This is a genomic window from Streptomyces hazeniae, assembly GCF_031845485.1.
Lineage (GTDB): Bacteria > Actinomycetota > Actinomycetes > Streptomycetales > Streptomycetaceae > Streptomyces > Streptomyces hazeniae.
The window spans coordinates 81,767-99,974 of the sequence record NZ_JAVREQ010000014.1; the positions used below are offsets into that span (position 1 = coordinate 81,767).

Annotated in this window: 16 protein-coding genes; 6 read left to right on the plus strand and 10 right to left on the minus strand. The window is 72.5% G+C overall.

The genetic code is table 11. The annotated features are described in order from the left end of the window. The first annotated feature begins 133 nt into the window (after positions 1-133). Positions 134-2,200, plus strand: coding sequence for a SpoIIE family protein phosphatase (locus RM572_RS16600; protein WP_311674134.1), 2,067 nt, complete (start codon positions 134-136; stop codon positions 2,198-2,200). A 42-nt stretch (positions 2,201-2,242) separates the two neighbouring features. Here RM572_RS16600 and RM572_RS16605 read toward each other — a convergent pair whose 3' ends face one another. The 8 genes from RM572_RS16605 to RM572_RS16640 all read right to left on the minus strand — a co-directional run bounded on the left by RM572_RS16605 (position 2,243) and on the right by RM572_RS16640 (position 10,100). After that, complete coding sequence (locus RM572_RS16605; protein WP_311674135.1) at positions 2,243-3,769, minus strand: arylsulfatase; 1,527 nt, start codon at positions 3,767-3,769, stop codon at positions 2,243-2,245. A 296-nt stretch (positions 3,770-4,065) separates the two neighbouring features. Next, on the minus strand, positions 4,066-5,472 hold the full coding sequence (locus RM572_RS16610; RefSeq protein WP_311674204.1) for a nucleobase:cation symporter-2 family protein: 1,407 nt from the start codon (positions 5,470-5,472) through the stop codon (positions 4,066-4,068). 370 nt (positions 5,473-5,842) lie between these two features. Continuing rightward, complete coding sequence (locus RM572_RS16615) at positions 5,843-7,237, minus strand: 8-oxoguanine deaminase (protein WP_311674136.1); 1,395 nt, start codon at positions 7,235-7,237, stop codon at positions 5,843-5,845. Between the two features lie 158 nt (positions 7,238-7,395). Then, positions 7,396-8,352 (minus strand): factor-independent urate hydroxylase, encoded by a 957-nt coding sequence (gene pucL / locus RM572_RS16620; protein WP_311674137.1) that lies wholly within the window; start codon positions 8,350-8,352, stop codon positions 7,396-7,398. 6 nt (positions 8,353-8,358) lie between these two features. Continuing rightward, positions 8,359-8,826 (minus strand): hydroxyisourate hydrolase, encoded by a 468-nt coding sequence (locus RM572_RS16625; protein ID WP_311674138.1) that lies wholly within the window; start codon positions 8,824-8,826, stop codon positions 8,359-8,361. Further along, positions 8,823-9,341, minus strand: a complete 519-nt coding sequence (uraD, locus tag RM572_RS16630) for a 2-oxo-4-hydroxy-4-carboxy-5-ureidoimidazoline decarboxylase (RefSeq protein WP_311674139.1) — start codon at positions 9,339-9,341, stop codon at positions 8,823-8,825. Before uraD ends, RM572_RS16625 begins: the two co-directional genes overlap by 4 nt. 121 nt (positions 9,342-9,462) lie before the next feature. Then, positions 9,463-9,786: a helix-turn-helix domain-containing protein gene (locus RM572_RS16635; protein ID WP_394813626.1), complete on the minus strand. Its 324-nt coding sequence runs from the start codon at positions 9,784-9,786 to the stop codon at positions 9,463-9,465. A gap of 53 nt (positions 9,787-9,839) precedes the next feature. Then, positions 9,840-10,100: a hypothetical protein gene (locus RM572_RS16640; protein ID WP_311674141.1), complete on the minus strand. Its 261-nt coding sequence runs from the start codon at positions 10,098-10,100 to the stop codon at positions 9,840-9,842. A gap of 161 nt (positions 10,101-10,261) precedes the next feature. Here RM572_RS16640 and RM572_RS16645 point away from each other — a divergent pair, with 161 nt between their 5' ends. From RM572_RS16645 to RM572_RS16665, 5 genes are all read left to right on the plus strand, one after another. Continuing rightward, positions 10,262-11,101 (plus strand): TIM barrel protein, encoded by an 840-nt coding sequence (locus RM572_RS16645; RefSeq protein WP_311674205.1) that lies wholly within the window; start codon positions 10,262-10,264, stop codon positions 11,099-11,101. An 84-nt stretch (positions 11,102-11,185) separates the two neighbouring features. Beyond that, on the plus strand, positions 11,186-12,088 hold the full coding sequence (locus RM572_RS16650) for a 2-hydroxy-3-oxopropionate reductase (protein ID WP_311674142.1): 903 nt from the start codon (positions 11,186-11,188) through the stop codon (positions 12,086-12,088). Between the two features lie 103 nt (positions 12,089-12,191). Next, positions 12,192-13,979 (plus strand): glyoxylate carboligase, encoded by a 1,788-nt coding sequence (gcl, locus tag RM572_RS16655; protein WP_311674143.1) that lies wholly within the window; start codon positions 12,192-12,194, stop codon positions 13,977-13,979. A 152-nt stretch (positions 13,980-14,131) separates the two neighbouring features. Next, positions 14,132-15,601, plus strand: a complete 1,470-nt coding sequence (locus RM572_RS16660) for a catalase (RefSeq protein ID WP_311674144.1) — start codon at positions 14,132-14,134, stop codon at positions 15,599-15,601. 333 nt (positions 15,602-15,934) lie between these two features. Beyond that, complete coding sequence (locus tag RM572_RS16665; RefSeq protein ID WP_311674145.1) at positions 15,935-16,702, plus strand: hypothetical protein; 768 nt, start codon at positions 15,935-15,937, stop codon at positions 16,700-16,702. Between the two features lie 48 nt (positions 16,703-16,750). Here the strand turns inward: RM572_RS16665 and RM572_RS16670 are convergent, their stop codons facing one another. Further along, positions 16,751-17,050 carry a hypothetical protein gene (locus RM572_RS16670; RefSeq protein WP_027762051.1) on the minus strand — a complete coding sequence of 100 codons (300 nt, stop codon included), beginning with the start codon at positions 17,048-17,050 and terminating at the stop codon, positions 16,751-16,753. Positions 17,051-17,187: 137 nt separating this feature from the next. Then, entirely contained in the window at positions 17,188-18,129 is a 942-nt protein-coding gene (locus RM572_RS16675) for a Rieske (2Fe-2S) protein (protein WP_311674146.1), read from the minus strand. Positions 18,130-18,208 lie beyond the last annotated feature (79 nt).

Consider the following 18,208-nt stretch of genomic DNA (forward strand, 5'->3'; position numbering starts at 1 on the left):
CCGGCCCCCGGCGGGGAGGCGGGCCCGCCTGCGGGCGGGCGCTCCTCCCCGGCCGGAGCCCGGCCGGGGAGGAGCGGCCCGGAACGAAGCACCCTGGTCGCGAGCGGCGCGTGCCGGTGACACCCTTGTCCGCATGGACGCTCGAGGGGCGCCGCCGGGCGGCGGGCCGCCGCCCGTGCCCTGGCCCGCCGGGCCCGAAGAGGCCCTCGCCCTGAACCACACCGGGTCCTTCGACTGGGACCTGGACCGGGGAGTCGTGCACATGGACCCCTCGGCGCTGGCGCTGTTCGGGGTGGCGCCGGAGGAGTTCGACGGCGACCCCTCGATCCTCACCGCCCGCGTCCCGGCCGCGGAGGCGGCCCGCCTCGATCTGCTCGTCGCCCAGGCCCTGAAGGGCGGCCGCTCCTCCTACGGCGCGTACTTCCGGATGGACGCGCAGCACGGCACTCAGCGCTGGACCCACACCCAGGGCGCGATCCTGCGCACCCCCGACGGCCGTCCGTACCGGATCGTCGGCATCCTGCGCGACGCCACCGAGGAGCTCGGCCAGTCCTCCGAACGTCTCACCCTGGACGCCGAGCGCTCGCTGCACACCGACGTGGTCGACGCGACCACGGCGGGGCTCGCGCACGCCCGTACGGTCCGCGAGGTGCTGGACGCCCTCGGCAGTTCCCGCGGCCTGGACCAGCTCGGGGTGATCAGCGTCGTGGTGGGGCTGGTGCAGGACGGGCGGATGCAGCTGTACGGCGAGGGCGAGCTGAGCGGCATGCTGCCGATGAGCCGGCGGCGCCTGGACGAGCCGCTGCCGCTGCCGGAGGCCGTACGCACCCTGACCCCGCGCTACATCGCCTCCCGCGAGGAGTTCGCCCGGCGCTACCCGCCGCTGTGGTCGTGGGCGAAGGAGCTGGGCTGGAGCGCGGCCGCGTTCCTGCCGCTGATCGCCCAGGGCGAGGCGCTCGGCGCCATCGGGCTGGTCTACCGCGACAAGTACTCCTTCACCAGCGAGGAGCGGACCCTGCTCACCGCGCTGACCAGCAGTATCGCCCAGAGCCTGGAACGCGCCCGGCTGTTCGAGCAGGAACACGAACTGGCCGAGGGGCTGCAGCGCGCGATGCTGCCGCACTCGCTGCCCAGCATCCCCGGTGTGCACGCCGAGGTCCGCTACCGCGCGGCCCAGCAGGGACGGGACATCGGCGGCGACTGGTACGACGTGATCCCGCTGCCCGGAGGCAGGGTCGCCGCGGTGGTCGGCGACGTGCAGGGCCACGACACCGACGCGGCGGCCGTGATGGGACAGCTGCGCATCGTGCTCCGGGCGTACGCGGCCGAGGGCCACTCGGCGCCCACGGTGATGGCCCGCGCCTCGTCGTTCCTGCACGACCTGGACTCCGACCGGTTCGCGACCTGCCTGTACGTGGAGGCGGACCCCGCGACGGGCTGGCTGCGGATCGTCCGGGCCGGGCACCCGCTGCCGCTGCTGCGCCGGTCCGACGGGCGCTGCCGCCCCTTCCCCGTGATGGGGGCGCTGCCGCTGGGGTTGTCCACCCAGTTCGGGCAGCCGAAGTACCCGGTGACGACGATGGAGCTGGAGCACGGCGAGACGCTGGTGCTGTTCACCGACGGCCTGGTGGAGCAGCCCGGCGGCGACGTGGAGCAGGGCATCGAGGACCTCGCGGAGGCGGTGCGCACCGGCCCGGCCGAGATCGCGAAGCTCGCGGACCGGCTGTGCGAGGTGCCGGAGGCGTGGAACGGCACCGACGACCTGGCGCTGGTGCTGCTGCACCGCGAGGTCTCCGCCCCCACGCGGCCCGCCCGGCGGCTGCACCAGCACGTCGCTCCGCGCGACCCGGAGTCGCTGGCCACGGTCCGGCACATGGTGCACGCCGCGGCGCTGTCCTGGGGAGCCGGCGACCGGGCGGACGACCTGTCGCTGGTCACCGACGAACTGGTCGCCAACGCGCTGCTGCACACCGGCGGCGGGGCGGTGGTGACGGTGCACCCGCTCTCCGGGGCGCAGCGGCGCATCCGGGTCGAGGTGACGGACCGTTCCAGCACGGTGCCGCAGGTGATGCACCCGGGCGCGTCCAGCATCTCCGGCCGGGGCCTGCTGCTGGTGGACCATCTCGCCGACGTGTGGGGCGTGGAGGCGCGCGGCACGGGCAAGGCGATCTGGTGCGAGTTCGTGGCCGACGGCCGGTGAGCGCCGGCAGCGGGGGCCGGACGCCGCGGGGCGGGCGCGGCGTCAGGCGCGCAGCGGCTCCGGCTCGGTCCAGGACCCGTGCATCAGGTTGACCAGCCGCGCGACGGTCTCGGGGTGCTCGGCCGCGACGTCGTGCCGCTCACCGGGGTCGTCGCGCAGGTTGTAGAGCTCGACGTCCCACCGGTGGTCGGGCACGGTACGGTCCCGGCCGGGCGCGAACCGCACGGCCTTCCAGTCGCCGCGCCGAACGGCCTCGCACACCTGGAGCCCCCGGCCGCCGTCCGCGGCCTGCGAGGTCGGGGTGGCGAACGGGTCGTTGCGGTACCAGTACAGGTGCCGGTGGTCGCCGGGCGCGCGGACGCCGCCGACCAGACCGGCCAGGGAGAGCCCGTCGACGTGGTCCGGCGTGCGGGCCCCGGCGAGTTCGGTGAGGGTGGGCAGCACGTCGGTCAGCGGCGTCTGCCGCGAGGTCTCGGTGCCGGCGGCGACCCGGCCCGGGCCCCAGGCGAGGAGGGGGACGCGGATGCCGCCCTCGTACAGGTTGCGCTTGACGCCGCGCAGGGAGGAGGCGGCGTCGAAACGGGTCGGGTCGACGCGGCCCTCCTCGTGCGGCCCGTTGTCGCTGGTGACCAGGATGACGGTGTCGTCCGCGATGCCGCGGGCCCGCAGCAGGTCCACCATGGCGCCGACGGTGGTGTCGAGGTGGCTCACCTGCGCCGCGTGGCCCTTGTTGGCCTTGGTCCAGGGGCGGGAGGCGTAGCCGGCCTGTTCCAGCCGGCGACTCGGGGCATGGGGGACGTTCGGCGCGAAGTAGAGCAGAAAGGGGCGTTCCGTCGCGGCTGCGCCGCTCCCCGTGCCGGAGTCCTGCCCGTCGTCCGGGCGGCGGGCCCGCTGCTGCCGGTCGGCCTGGTCCTGGATGAACTCCAGGGCCCGGTCCCGGAACAGGTCGGGGGCGTAGGTGCCGCGCCGGCCGGCGACGTTGCCGGGAACCGGGACGCGCCGACCGTTCTCCCACAGCGCCGCCGGGTGGAAGTCGTGTGCGTGGTGGTGGCCGATGTAGCCGTAGAACGCGTCGAAGCCGCGGTTGTTGGGGTGGCTGGGCTGGTCGGGCTCCTCGGGTCCGAACCCCCACTTGCCGATGCAGGCGGTGCGGTAGCCCTGGTCGCGGAGGAGTTCGGCGAAGGTGGTGTCCTCGTCGCCGAGTGAGCCCTGCGGCCCGCCGAGCGGATTGGTGCGGACGGCGGCGTGGCCGACGTGCAGGCCGGTGAGCATGGAGCAGCGGGACGGCGCGCACACCGGCGCGGCGGCGTAGGCGCTGGTGAAGCGGAGCCCTTCGGCGGCGAGTTCGTCCAGGCGCGGGGTGAGGATGAGGTCCTGGCCGTAGGAGCCGAGCTCGCCGTAGCCGAGGTCGTCGGCGAGGACGACGATGACGTTCGGCCGGCGGGGCTCGGGGCGCGCGGCGGGCTTCGCGCGGCCCTCTCCGGCCAGTGCGGTCACGGCCACGGTGGTTCCGGCGAGACCGAGAGCGGCGGCCGATCCGGCGATGAAGCGGCGTCGGGTGGCGTGCACGGGGTCGGGGCTCCTTCTTCACGTACTGAAGGATCATCTTGAACCAGCACGCGAGGCGGCCGTGACCAGGTTCCCGCCGTGCGGGGCCTGTTGGGTGTGACGCGCGGCACGCCCCGGGGACTGCGCCGCAGGTCGCGGCGGCGCGGAGGGTCCGGGGCGGGCACCCGATCCGATATGGATTCGGTATGCACGCGATGCGGTGCACGCGGGCGTGCGGCCTGCACCCGCGCACGCCGCTCGCCCGCGGCCGGGTGTCCGGTCGCGGGCGGTCGCGGGAGGTGCGGCGGGCGCGGGCGTCAGCCGCCGGCCCGGGACGCCTCCGTGGCGGCGGTGCCGTCCCGTTCGGCTTCTCGCGCCGGCGGGACGGAGGACGCGGCGGCCGGGTCGGCGCCCGGCTCCATGGGGTGGGCGACGGTCTCCTCGTCCCGGCGTCCGCCGAAGTGGTTGAAGAGCAGGTTGAGCACGATGGCGGCGATGCAGCCGGTGGAGATGCCGGAGTCCAGCACGATCCGCGCGCTCTCCGGGAAGGCGTGGTAAAAGCCCTCGGCGGTGATGGGGATGATGCCGACGGCCAGCGAGACGGCGACGATCACGACGTTGTTGTCCTTCTCCAGCCCGCCCTTCACCAGCGTCTGGATGCCGCTGGCGGCGACCGACCCGAAGAGCACCACACCGGCTCCGCCGAGCACCGGCAGGGGAACGGTGGCGATGAGGGCGGCAGCGACGGGACACAGCCCCATCAGCACGAGGATGCCGCCGCCGGCCGCGACGACGAAGCGGCTGCGGATGCGGGTCATGGCGACCAGCCCGATGTTCTGGGCGAAGGCGCTGCACGTGAAGCCGTTGAAGAAGGGACTGACGAACGACCCCAGGGTGTCGGCGCGCAGCCCGGCGGCGATGGTGCGTTCGTCCGCCGGCCGGTCCACGATCTCGCCGAGGGCGAGCATGTCCGCCGTGGACTCGGTCATGGACACGATCATGACGATGCACAGGGAGAGGATGGCCGCGAGGGAGAACTGCGGGGCGCCGAAGTGGAAGGGCGTCGGGAAGCCGACCACGTCGGCCGCGCCCAGGGCGGCGAAGTCGGTGAGCCCGAGCGGGATCGCGAGCAGCGTCCCGGCGACCAGGCCGATCAGGACCGCGATCTGCTTCACGAAGCCGCGGGTGAAGCGGCGCAGCACCAGCACGATCGCCAGCGTGGCGGCGGCCATCGCCAGGTTGCGTGCGGAACCGAAGTCGGCGGCCTCGGGGTCGCCGCCCTGCGCCCAGTCGAACGACACCGGGAGCAGCGAGATGCCGATGAGGGTGATGACGGTGCCGGTGACGACGGGCGGGAAGAAGCGGACCAGCTTGCTGAAGTAGGGCGCGAGGAGGAAGCCGACGGCGCCGGCGACCATCACCGCCCCGAAGATCACCGGAAGGGCGTCCTCCTTCGCCTCGCTGCCGACGATGGCCAGCATGGGGGCGACGCCGGCGAAGGTGACGCCGTTGACGAAGGGCAGCCGGGCGCCGATGCGCCAGATGCCGAGCGTCTGCAGCAGGGTGGCTATGCCGGCGGTGAAGAGGCTGGCCCCCATCAGGAAGGTCAGTTCGGTGGGCGTGAGTCCGACGGCGACGCCGACGACGAGCGGCGGGGCGACCACTCCGGCGTACATGGCGGCGACGTGCTGGAGTCCGGTGGTGAGGAGTTTGAGGGGAGGCAGCGAGCGGTCGACCGGGTGCTTGCCGGCCCCTTCCGTCTCGTCCTTCGGCGGCTTCCCGCCGCCCTCGTCCGTGTTGCTCTGCGCGGTGAACCCGGGCGTCTCGGCCACGGCGGTTCCTCCTGTCGGTTGAACGAGTGCCGCCGAACGGCACGCGGTTTCAGGGAGGTGATGCGTCCTGTTGGTGGTTGCTCGCTGTGCGAGGGGGTGTCCGTCGCGCCCGGGCCCGGGTGTGGGCCGTCCGTTCCCGGGACGCGAGCGTGCCGCGTCCCGGGAACGGTGTGTCTGAGCATCCCGCTCGGCTGCTCAGACCCGGCCGGGAGCCGTCCCTCCCGGCCGGAGTCGTGGTGGCCGCCGCGGGGGCGGCCGCGGGTCAGCCCGCGTCGGCGGCGATGCGCGCGAGCCGGCGCGCCTCGTCGCGGGTGGTACGGGCGACGGCGTCCTCGTCGACCGTGGTCAGGCGGCCCTGATCGACGACCGGGCGGCCGTCGATCAGGGAGAGCGTCACGGGGGCGGCCGCGCCGAGGACGAGTGCGGCGACCGGGTCGGCGATGGAGGAGTGGCCAAGGCCGTCCACCTTCCACAGCACCAGGTCGGCCAGCTTCCCGGCCTCGAGCGAGCCGATCTCGGCGGTGCGGCCGAGTACCTGCGCGCCGCCGTAGGTGCCCAGGCGGAGCGCCTGCCGGGCGTTCAGCGCCTTCTCGCGGTGCGCGCCGAGGCGGTTGACCAGCAGCGCGTTGCGCAGCTCGGTGTGGAGTTCGCCGGACTCGTTGGAGGCGGTGCCGTCCACGCCGAGGCCGACCGGGACCCCGGAGGCGAGCATGTCGGGGACGCGCGCGATGCCGGCTCCGAGGCGGGCGTTGGAGGAGGGGCAGTGGGCCACACCGGTGCCGGTGCGGGCGAAGGCGGCGACGTCGGAGTCGTTCATGTGGACGCAGTGCGCCATCCACACGTCCTCACCGAGCCAGCCGGTGGACTCCAGGTAGTCGGTGGGGCCCTTGCCGAAGAGTTCGTGGCAGAACTTCTCCTCCTCCACGGTCTCCGACCCGTGGGTGTGCAGCCGTACGCCCTTGCGGCGGGCCAGTTCGGCGGCCCGGCTGAGGAGTTCGGTGGAGACCGAGAAGGGCGAGCAGGGAGCGACGGCGATGTGCAGCATCGACCCGAAGGAGGAGTCGTGGTGCCGGTCCACGGCCTCCTCGGTGGCGCGCAGCGCGTCCTCGGTGGTCTCGACGGCGAAGTCCGGGGGCAGACCTCCGTCGGACTCGCCGCGGTCCATGGAGCCCCGGGCGGCGGTGAAGCGGACGCCCATGTCGCGGGCGGCGCGGATCTCGGCACCGAGCAGGTCGCCGGAGCCGCGCGGGAAGACGTAGTGGTGGTCCATGGCGGTGGTGACGCCGCCGCGGGCCATCATCGCCAGCGAGCCCTGCGCCGCCGCGTGCACCATGTCCTCGTCGATGCGGGCCCAGGTCGGGTAGAGGGAGACCAGCCAGTCGAAGAGGTTGCAGTCCTGCGCCAGGCCGCGGGTGATCCACTGGTAGAAGTGGTGGTGGGTGTTGACCAGTCCGGGGGTGGCCAGGTGGCCGGTGCCGTCGACCCTGCGGACGACACCCGAAAGCCCTTCGGGAGCCGGGCCGGCACCGACGGACTCGATGACGTTCCCGGCGATGACGAGGTGCCCGGAGGCGTACTCCGTGTCGTCGGCGTCGACGGTCGCGATCGCGCAGTTCTCGATGACGAGGCGTTCTGCGCTCGGGGCTCGCTCTGTCATTCGGTGTTCCTCGTTCTCTTCTCGGCTGGGGCGCGGCAAGGGCCCGGGGATTTGAGTGCCGGAGCCGGCGGGGCGGCTGACAGTTACCGCCCCACCGTGCCCGCTCCGGGTGCCGATGCGTCGCCTCCGCGACCGGTTCGCGGTCGGGGGCGGCGCGGTCAGAGGTTGGTCATGTCGACCGGGATGCGCGGTTCGGCTCCGTCCCGCAGCACGGTGGCCTCGATCAGTCCGTACGGGCGGTCGGCCGCGTAGTACACGGCGCCGTCGGCGGCGTCGTTCTTCAGACCGAAGGGCTCCAGGTCCACCCGGAAGTGGTGCTTGTTGGGCATGGAGAAGCGGATCTCCTCGATCTCCGCGCGGCTGTTGATCACGCGGGCGCCCATCTGGTACAGGGTCTGCTGGAGGGACAGCGAGTAGGTCTCGGCGAAGGCCTGGAGCATGTGCTTCTTCGTCTCCGCGTAGGACCTGTCCCACCGCGGCATGCGCTGCTCGTCGGTGCTCCAGGTGTGCCGCCACACGGCCGCGACCTCGGTGGCGAGGATGCGGTCGTAGTCCTCCTTGAGGGTGGTGTAGCGGTCCTTGACGTAGCCCCAGAACTCGCTGTTGGTCGAGTTCATCACGGTGAGGCCCTTCAGGCCGGACAGCACCTCGAAGTGCTCGCCGTCGTAGGTGACCTGGGCGGTGCGGGTCTCCTGGCCGGTGCGGACGAAGGAGTGCTGCACCTCGTCGGCGCCGATGAAGCGGGAGTTGGCGTCCGAGGTGGCGATGCGGTCCCAGGAGTACTCCTCGATCCGGATGCGCGCGCGGTGTATGCCTTCCTGGCTCTCCACGAAGTGGCGGGCGAGGTGGACGCCGAACTGTTCCGCCGAGGAGATGCCGTGTTCCTTGGCGAAGGCGAACACCGTGTTCTTGGTGGTGTCGGTGGGCAGGACGTTGCTGTTGGACCCGGAGTAGTGCACGTCGTCCATGGCGCCGGACAGGGCGACGGAGACGTTGAGATCCTTGATGTGGTGGGTGTCCCCGTCGCGGGTGATCTTGACGACGCGGTTCTCCGCCTTGCCGTACTGGTTCTGGCCGAGAACCACCGGGCGGGCCGGGCGGGACGTTGCGGTCATGGGGTGTCAGCTCCCTCGGTACACGGAGTAGCCGTACGGGTTGAGCAGCAGCGGTACGTGGTAGTGCTCGCCCGGGTCGACCGCGAAGGTGAGGACGACCTCGGGGAAGAACGGGCCACGCGTCCTGGTGTCAGGGCCGCTGTCCCTTGCGCGGGGGGCGTCCTGCTGTTCCTCGGCGTTGTCAGGTGTGTCGGGTGTGTCGGGTGTGTGGTCTGCGGTGCGTGCGAAGTAGGGCGCCACCTCGAAGCGGAGCCGTACCTGCGCGGTGCCCTCCGGAAGGTCCGGAAGGTTCTTGCAGCGCCCGTCCGCGTCGGTGCTCGACGCGCCGTGCGGGATCCAGGCGCCGCCGTCCCCGTCGCGTACGGACAGCTGCACGGCGACGCCCCCGGCGGGGCGTCCCCGGCTGGTGTCCAGGATGTGCGTGGACACCGAGGTGCGGTGCGGTGCGGCGGCCGGGGAGGATGCGGCGGTCATCGCGAGTCGTCTCCTTCGTGCGCGAGGCGGGTGAGCCGGATGCGGTTGATCTTCACCAGCTCGTTGCGGACGTTCTCCCGTTCGCGTTCCGGCGTGTTGCCGAGACGCGCGAGGACCGCGTCCCGCATCTGCTCGCCGGTCAGGCCGGTGGCGCAGATCAGGAAGACGTGCCCGAACTTCTCCTGGTAGTCCAGGTTCAGTTCGAGCATCCGCGCCCTGAGCTCCTCCGGTGCGCCGGCCATGCCGCGCTGTTCGCGGGCGGAGGCCGGGTCGCCGGGCTTGGGGCGGCCGATCGGGGGGTGCCCCGCCATCGCCTCGGCCAGGTCCGCCGCGGTCAGCTCGGCCATGGCGGCGTCGCTGGCGGCGAACAGTGCGGCGGCATCGGCGTACGGGCGCCGGGCGAGCACACGGCTCGCCCAGGCGTCCGAGGCGCACACCTCGGTCAGCGCGGTCCGCGCCGCACCTTCCTCGGTGGTGTTCAACCAGGTCAGACCTGGTTTCGGACTCGACGTCACGGGGGCCTCCGAAGCCGTGGTGCTGTTCGGGCTGACGTACAGCTAAGCCCCCGGGACACCGAACGTCAACACTTTGTTGAACTTTTTGCGCCGCACGCACCCGTCGCACGGCCCGGCCCGGCTATTCGGTGGCGCGGGCCGCGTTCTCCCTGTTCAGGTAGTTGTAGACGGTGAAGCGGCTGACACCCAGTGCACCGGCCACCGTCTCGACGCCGTGCCGCACCGAGAAGGCGCCGCGGGTCTCCAGGATGCGCACGACGGACTGTTTCGTCCTGCGGTCCAGCTCCGCCAGCGGCATCCCGTGCCGGCGTTCCAGCTCGGCCAGGATGTGGTCCAGCGAGTCGGACAGGTGCGGCAGCCGTACGGCCAGGACGTCCCGGCCCTCCCAGGCGAGCACGACGTCGTCGCCGGCCGCCTCGTCCGGAGTGACCATCTCGCCGCCCATGGCGTCGACCAGCGGCTTCACCGCCGCCACGAACGGGTGCTCCTGCGGGACGCTCACCGGGCGTCCCCGCTCTCGCCGTCCACGACGTTGACCTGGAGGGACACCCGCGTGGCACCCGCGCCGAGGGCCCGGCGCAGCATCTCGCCGACCGCCGCCAGGACTTCCTCCGTTCCGCCCTCGGCGGTGTTGCCGAACGGCCCGACGTCGACCGCGTCCAGCGGCGCGGCCTGCAGGGTCTCCCGGGCCACGACCGCGTGCTGCGGGGGCTCGTCGAGGTCGAAGGGCTCCGTCGTGAACTCCACTTTCAATCGCACGGGATCAGCGTAAGCGCGGTGGACGGCACTTGACAGCCGACGGGAGACGGTTGCACTCTTCCAACAAGCAGAATTTGACTTCCGCATCGTGAAATCTCGATCGATCCTCACGCGGACCGCTCACGGAAGGGAGCACGATCGACGTGGCCCCCCTCGCAGAAATCGGCAGCAGCGACCACCGGTTCACGGTCAACCTGTCGATCCTCTTCACCGAACTGCCGCTCCTGGAGCGTCCCGCCGCCGCCGCGGCCGCGGGCTTCCGGGCCGTGGAGCTGTGGTGGCCCTGGGTCGACGCGCCCGTACCGCCGCAGTCCGACCTGGACGCCCTGCGCGACGCCCTGCGCGACGCCGGGACGCAGCTGACCGGCCTGAACTTCTACGCCGGGCGGCTCCCCGGCCCCGACCGCGGCGCGCTGTCCGTGCCCGGCGAGGAGTCGGAGCGCTTCCGCGCCAACGTCGACGTCGCGGCCGGGTTCGCCGAGTCCCTCGGCTGCACGGCACTCAACGCCCTCTACGGCAATCGCGTCGAGGGCGTGAGCGACGAGGAGCAGGACGCGCTCGCCCTGGCGAACCTCCAGCTCGCCGCCCGCGCGGCCGACCGGATCGGCGCGGTGGTGCTGATCGAGGCGCTGAACGCGCCCGAGTCCCCCCGGTGCCCGGTCGTCAGCGCACCCCGGGCCGTCGAGGTCGTCGAGCAGGTCAACGCGGCCACCGGGCTGGACAACGCCCGCTTCCTGATGGACCTGTACCACCTGTCGATGAACGGCGAGGACCTCGCGGGAGTGATCGAGCGGTACGCCGGCGTCACCGGACACGTGCAGATCGCCGACAACCCGGGCCGGGGCGCCCCCGGCACCGGCGACCTGGACTTCACCGACCTGCTCGGACGTCTCCGCAAGCACGGCTACGACGGGTGGGTCGGCCTGGAGTACAAGCCGGGCGACGGCCCCAGCGCCGGGTCCTTCGGCTGGCTCCCCGCACCGCTGCGCGGCGCGCGCTGACGCGGCGCCTCCCCGAACGCCCCCGCGCGGACTGACCCGCGCCGCCGCCACCCGACCGACCGACCGAAAGGCAGCGTCACCCTCATGAGCAAGCTCCCGAAGATCGCCTGGATCGGCCTCGGCATCATGGGCTCCCCCATGGCCGAGAACCTGATCAAGGCCGGCTACGACGTCACCGGCTTCACCCTCGAGCAGGACAAGCTGGACCGGCTCGCGAAGAACGGCGGCAGCGCCGCCGCCTCCGTCGCCGAGGCGGTCCGCGACGCCGACGTCGTGATCACCATGGTCCCGGCCGACCCGCAGGTGAAGGCCGTCATCCTCGGCGAGGACGGCGTACTCGCCCGCGCCAGGCGCGGCGCCACGGTGATCGACATGTCGTCCATCACTCCGCAGACCTCGGTCGCGGTCGCGGAGGCGGCGGCCGCGCTGGACAAGGACCTCAGCGTCCTGGACGCCCCCGTCTCCGGCGGCGAGGCCGGTGCGATCGAGGCCGTGCTGTCCATCATGGTCGGCGGCGAGCAGGCCGTCTTCGACCGGTCGAAGCCGATCCTGGACGCGCTGGGCAAGACCGTCATCCTCTGCGGCCCGCACGGCTCCGGACAGACCGTCAAGGCCGCCAACCAGCTGATCGTGGCGGTCAACATCCAGGCCTGCGCCGAGGCCGTGGTCTTCCTGGAGAAGTCCGGCGTCGACCTCGACGCCGCCCTCGACGTCCTGGCCGGCGGCCTCGCCGGCTCCACCGTGCTGGCGCGCAAGAAGGACAACTTCAAGAAGCGCGACTTCCAGCCGGGCTTCCGCATCGACCTCCACCACAAGGACATGGGCATCGTCTCCGACGCCGCCCGCAGCGTCGGCGCGGCCCTGCCGGTCGGCGCCGTGGTCGCGAACCTGGTCGCCTCCCTGCGTGCGCAGGGCGACGGCGGCCTGGACCACTCCGCGCTGCTGCGGGGCGTCGAGCGCCTGTCCGGCGTCCCCTCCCAGGGCTGACCGGCCCTGCCCAGAACGTCCGGACGGCGGCGCCGACACCTGTCCTGTCGCGCCCAGGCGCCGCCGTCCGGATACCCACTCCTCCCACCGACCTGGAGCACCCATGCCTCGTATGACCGCCGCACGGGCGGCAGTCGAAATCCTCAAGCGGGAAGGGGTGGACACCGCCTTCGGCGTGCCGGGAGCGGCGATCAACCCCTTCTACGCCGCCCTCAAGGCGAGCGGCGGCATCGACCACACGCTCGCCCGGCACGTCGAGGGCGCGTCGCACATGGCCGAGGGCTACACGCGCGCCAAGGCCGGCAACATCGGCGTCTGCATCGGCACGTCGGGACCGGCGGGCACCGACATGATCACCGGCCTGTACTCCGCGAGCGGCGACTCCATCCCGATCCTGACCATCACCGGCCAGGCGCCGACCCACCTCCTGCACAAGGAGGACTTCCAGGCCGTCGACATCGAGGCCATCGCCGCGCCGGTCACCAAGAAGGCCACCACCGTGCTGGAGGCGGCCCAGGTGCCGGGCGTCTTCCAGGAGGCCTTCCACCTGATGCGCTCCGGCCGTCCCGGACCGGTGCACGTCGACCTGCCGATCGACGTCCAGCAGACCGAGATCGAGTTCGACCCGGACTTCTACGAACCGCTCCCGGTGCACAAGCCCGCCGCGAGCCGCCGGCAGATCGAGAAGGCGCTCACCATGCTCGGCGCGTCGGAGCGCCCGCTGATCGTCGCGGGGGGCGGCATCGTCAACGCCGACGCCTGCGACCTGCTGGTCGAGTTCGCCGAGCTCACCGGCATCCCGGTGGTGCCGACCCTGATGGGCTGGGGCGTCCTGCCCGACGACCACGCGCTCAACGCCGGCATGGTCGGCCAGCAGACCGGCCACCGCTACGGCAACGCGACCTTCCTGGAGTCCGACTTCGTCCTGGGCATCGGCAACCGCTGGGCCAACCGCCACACCGGCTACCGGATGGACGTCTACACCGAGGGCCGGACCTTCGTCCACGTCGACATCGAGCCGACCCAGATCGGCAGGATCTTCGCGCCCGACTACGGCATCGTCTCCGATGCCGGGGCCGCGCTCGAACTCTTCGTCGAGGTGGCGAAGGAGCTCAAGGCAGACGGACGGCTGCCGGACCGCTCGGCGTGGGCGGCCGCCGCACAGGAGCGGAAGGCCACGCTCCAGCGCCGGACGCACTTCGACGACGTGCCGCTCAAGCCGCAGCGCGTCTACGAGGAGATGAACCGCGCGTTCGGCCGGGACACGGTCTACGTGTCGACCATCGGCCTGTCGCAGATCGCCGGCGCCCAGTTCCTGCACGTCTACAAGCCGCGGCACTGGATCAACTGCGGCCAGGCCGGGCCGCTCGGATGGACCGTCCCGGCCGCGCTCGGCGTCGCCACCGCGGCCCCGGACGCGACGGTCGTCGCCCTGTCCGGCGACTACGACTTCCAGTTCATGATCGAGGAACTGGCGGTCGGCGCGCAGCACCGGATCCCGTACGTCCACGTCCTGGTGAACAACTCCTACCTGGGCCTGATCCGCCAGGCCCAGATCGGCCTGGACATCAACTTCCAGGTCAACCTGGAGTTCGAGAACATCAACACCCCCGAGCTGGGCGTGTACGGCGTCGACCACGTCAAGGTGGCAGAGGGCCTGGGCTGCAAGGCGCTGCGCGTGACCGAGCCGGACGACCTGCTGCCCGCCTTCGAACGGGCCAGGAAGCTGGCGGCCGAGCACCGGGTGCCGGTGGTCGTCGAGGCCATCCTCGAGCGCATCACCAACATCTCGATGAGCCCCACGGCGGACATCAGCGCCGTCAAGGAGTTCGAGGACCTCGCCACCGAGCCGGGCCACGCCCCCACCGCGATCAGGACCCTCGCGCCCTGACCGCAGCGGTGCGCGCCCCGTGTCCCACGTCGCCCACCCAGGCGACTTCAACAAACTGTTGACGATGCCGCGCGCCGTCCCTACGCTCCCAGGATGCGGAAACCGTCTTCCGCGCGCCCGCCCCGCGGCGCACCTCTCCCAGAAGGGTCACCATGACGCAGCCCCAGCCGACGGCGGGGACTCTCACCACGGAGTCCGGCGCCCCCGTCGCAGACAACCAGAACTCCGCCACGGCCGGCGCCGGCGGTCCGCTCCTCCTCCAGGACCAGTACCTGCTGGAGAAGCTGGCCCGGTTCAACCGCGAACGCGTCCCGGAGCGCGTGGTGCACGCCCGCGGCTCGGGCGCCTACGGCCACTTCGAGGTCACCGACGACGTCTCGGCGTACACCGGCGCCCACTTCCTGGGCGAGGTCGGCCGCCGCACGGAGACCTTCCTGCGTTTCTCCACCGTGGCCGACAGCCTCGGCGGCCCGGACGCCGCACGCGACCCGCGCGGCTTCGCACTCAAGTTCTACACCGAGGAGGGCAACTACGACCTCGTCGGCAACAACACCCCGGTGTTCTTCATCAAGGACCCGCTGAAGTTCCCGGACTTCATCCACTCCCAGAAGCGCGACCCGTTCACCGGCCGCCAGGAGCCGGACAACGTCTGGGACTTCTGGGCCCACTCCCCCGAAGCCACCCACCAGGTGACCTGGCTGATGGGCGGCCGCGGAATCCCCGCCTCCTACCGCCACATGAACGGCTACGGCTCGCACACCTACCAGTGGACGAACGCCTCGGGCGAGACCTTCTTCGTCAAGTACCACTTCAAGACCAACCAGGGCGTCCGCTGCCTGAGCAGCGAGCAGGGCGCGGAGCTGTCCGGCACCGACCCGAACAGCCACCAGACCGACCTGCTCCAGTCCATCGAGCGGGGCGTTTACCCGTCGTGGACGCTGTACGTCCAGGTGATGCCCGCGGACGAGGCGGCCGACTACCGCTTCAACCCCTTCGACCTCACGAAGGTGTGGCCGCACGCGGACTACCCGCTGCAGCGGGTGGGCCGTCTTGTGCTGGACCGCAACCCGGACAACGTCTTCGCCGAGGTCGAGCAGTCCGCGTTCTCGCCGAACAACTTCGTGCCCGGCATCGGCCCGTCGCCGGACAAGATGCTCCAGGGACGGCTCTTCGCCTACGCCGACGCCCACCGCTACCGGCTGGGCGTCAACCACACCCAGCTCGCCGTCAACGCGCCGCGGGCCGCCGCCTCGAACCACGGCCGGGACGGCCTGATGGCGGTCAACCCGCAGGGCCGGTACGCGCGCAACTACGAGCCCAACTCCTACGGCGGACCGGTGGAGACCGGCCGTCCGCTGTCCGCGCCCCTCCCCGTGTCCGGCTGGACCGGCACCCACCAGGCGCCCCAGCACACCAAGGACGACGACTTCTTCCAGGCCGGCGAGCTGTACCGGCTGATGTCGGAGGACGAGAAGGCACGCCTGGTCGCGAACATCGCCGGAGGTCTCTCCCAGGTCTCCCGCGAGGACGTGATCGAGAAGAACCTCGCGCACTTCCACGCTGCCGATCCGCACTACGGCAAGCGAGTCGAGGAAGCCGTGCGCGAGCTGCGCGAAGGGTGACGACCGGGGAGAGGTCTGCCTGAAGCGCGTCCCGTCGCCGGCCGGTCCATGCAGGAGGGGTGACCGGCCCGGCGGCGGGGCATTCGCGTCCCCGGCCGCGCCGTCGCCGCCCACCCACGTCACCGGGCAGCACGTCATCCGGCCGCAGACCGTCCGGCGCGTGCTGCCCGCACCGGGCGCCCACGGGATCTCCGGACTCGCGCATCTCGCCGCGGAAAACTCTTCGCCGAACGGCGTCGATCAGGGACGATGGGAACCTACCCGGCCGTACCCCGGCGCGGGTGACCGCACCATCCGCCGCCGTTCGCCACGTCATCCCGCTGGAGCCGCCGAGTGGCCGAGAGCGTGACCGTACGCTGCCCCGACTGCCGTCGCGAGCACGCGTACGCCCCGCCGACCTATCCGTGCGCGTGCGGGCAGCCCGTGACGCTGCCGCTGCTGGCCGGCGGGGTCCCGGTGCGGGTGGAGCACCGGACCTGGGCGTCCTCCTGGGTCGCGGTGCGTTGCCGGGCGTGCGGGCGCAGCGACGAGTGGCCGCAGCCGGAGTTCGGCTGCCCGTGCGGCACGACCGTGCGGGTGCCCACGGCAACACCCCCGCCGCGGCCGCACACCGAGCTGGGGCCGCTGCCCTCCGGCGACGGCCTGGAGACGGGCCCGGAGCCCGGGTCGGCCGTGCGGCAGCGGCCGGCACGCACCCGCCCCGGCAGGCCGCCGACCCGGCGCCCCGCGTTCCGGCCGGTGACCATCCGCACCGCGCAGGACGCCAAGACGGCCGCCGCGCACTACCTGCGCTGGCTCGGCTTCCACGACGTGCGGGTCGCCGGCAACCGCCCCGCGTCCGGCGTGGACCTGCGGGGACCGGCACTGGTCGCGCACGTCGACCCCACGACGACGCCGACGCCGCTGCGGGAGATCGAGACGCTGTGGCTGAACGGGCTCAACGAGTCCGCGACGGCCGCCTGCTTCTCCCTCGCGGGCTACTCCCACGACGCCCGCGTCCGCGCGGACGAACTGGCGCTGCCGCTGTTCGTGCTGGACCTCACGGGCACCCCACAGGCCGTCAACGACGCCGCCGACGAACTGATCCGCACCACGGCCTGACCGTCTCCCCGCCCCGACCGATGCCGCCCCCCGGCCGGCTCCGGGCACTCAGCCGTGACCGGTGAGGGCCGCGAGCCCCCGCTGCGCGTCCTCGACGTTCATCGCGGGCTGGATCGAGACCTCCGCGTCGTACTCCATGAAGAACGGCTCGGTGATGCGCGGCAGCTCCCAGGAGTCCTCCATGTCGAAGAAGATCAGCGCGCACCGCTTCCCCTCGTCGGGCACGAAGTAGGCGGCCTCCGGCTTCAGGTCCTCCAGGAGGGCCAGCAGCGTCTTCTCCATCTCCCCGCTCTGTATCGCCCGGTTGCCCTGCTCGGTGCGCAGGCGGGCCTTCAGCAGCATCCGCATCGCCCTCACCTCGTTCCGGCGACCGGGCCGCGCGCACCGTCGCGCTCGGGCGGACCCGGTCACGCGTCTTCCTCCATCGTCACCCCGAGGGTGCGCCACGGCAACGCACGCGCCCCGCCCGTCCCCGGGCGCGCCGGTCACTCCGGCGGCCGCAGCCGTACCTCCAGCAGGCCGCTCTTGACGCGCGTCTCGAAGGCGGGCTGCGTACCGGTCGCCGGGCCGGTGGCGTTCCAGCCGTCGGTGAGCCGGAAGGTGCTGCCGTGCCAGGGGCAGCGCAAGCAGCCGTCGACGAGATCGCCCTCGGACAGGGGGCCGCCCAGGTGGCAGCACTGCTCGGCCAGCGCGTACCACCGGTCGTCGGCGTCCCGCACGACGACCACGTCGGTGTCGGCGTCCTCCAGGCGACACCGCACGGGCTCGTCCACCGGGATCTCGGCCACCCGGCCGACCGTGTGCCAGTCGCTGCCGACCCGGCTCTCCACCTGGTCGGCGTGGTTCACCCCGGCGCCCTGCCGGTACGCCAGGTGCCCGCCGAGCGCTCCACCCGCGGCGACAGCCGTGAGCCCGGCGAAGCCGAGGGCCTTGCCCGCGCTCTCCCGGCCGCGCAGCCGGGCGGCCAGGGAGCCGGTGTAGAGGGCGACCGCGGTGGCGTTGAGGACCGAGTGGACCAGCCCGACGCGCAGCTGCGGCTTCTTCAGCTCGCCCCAGTCCGCCCATCCGGCGAGCGCCGTGGGCCCTGCGGACAGCAGACCGACGCCGACCAGCGTCCGGGCCGCGCGGCGGCCGCCTCCGAGCACGTCCAGCACGGCGGCAGAGGTCCAGGCGCCGATCGGCACCTGGGCGGACATGGGGTGCACCGGATGCCCCAGCCAGCGGCCGTGCAGCACATCGCGCACCGGACCCGTCGGCACCGCCCGCACGACCCTGCGTACGGACATCACCAGGTCGTCGTAGGCCTCGGTGTGTTCGAGCCTCTCCACCGCGCGCATGACCGCGCCCGGGCGCGGCCGGTTCGGCGCGACGCCCTCCAGCAGGGCACGGACGCCGCGGTGTCCGTTCCGTTCCGTGGTCCTCGTCATCCGTCCGGAGTTTCCCGCCTCGCCCCGGGGAAACCGGCCACCTCCCCGGCGGGGCCCTCACGCGTTCCGATCCCCTGGG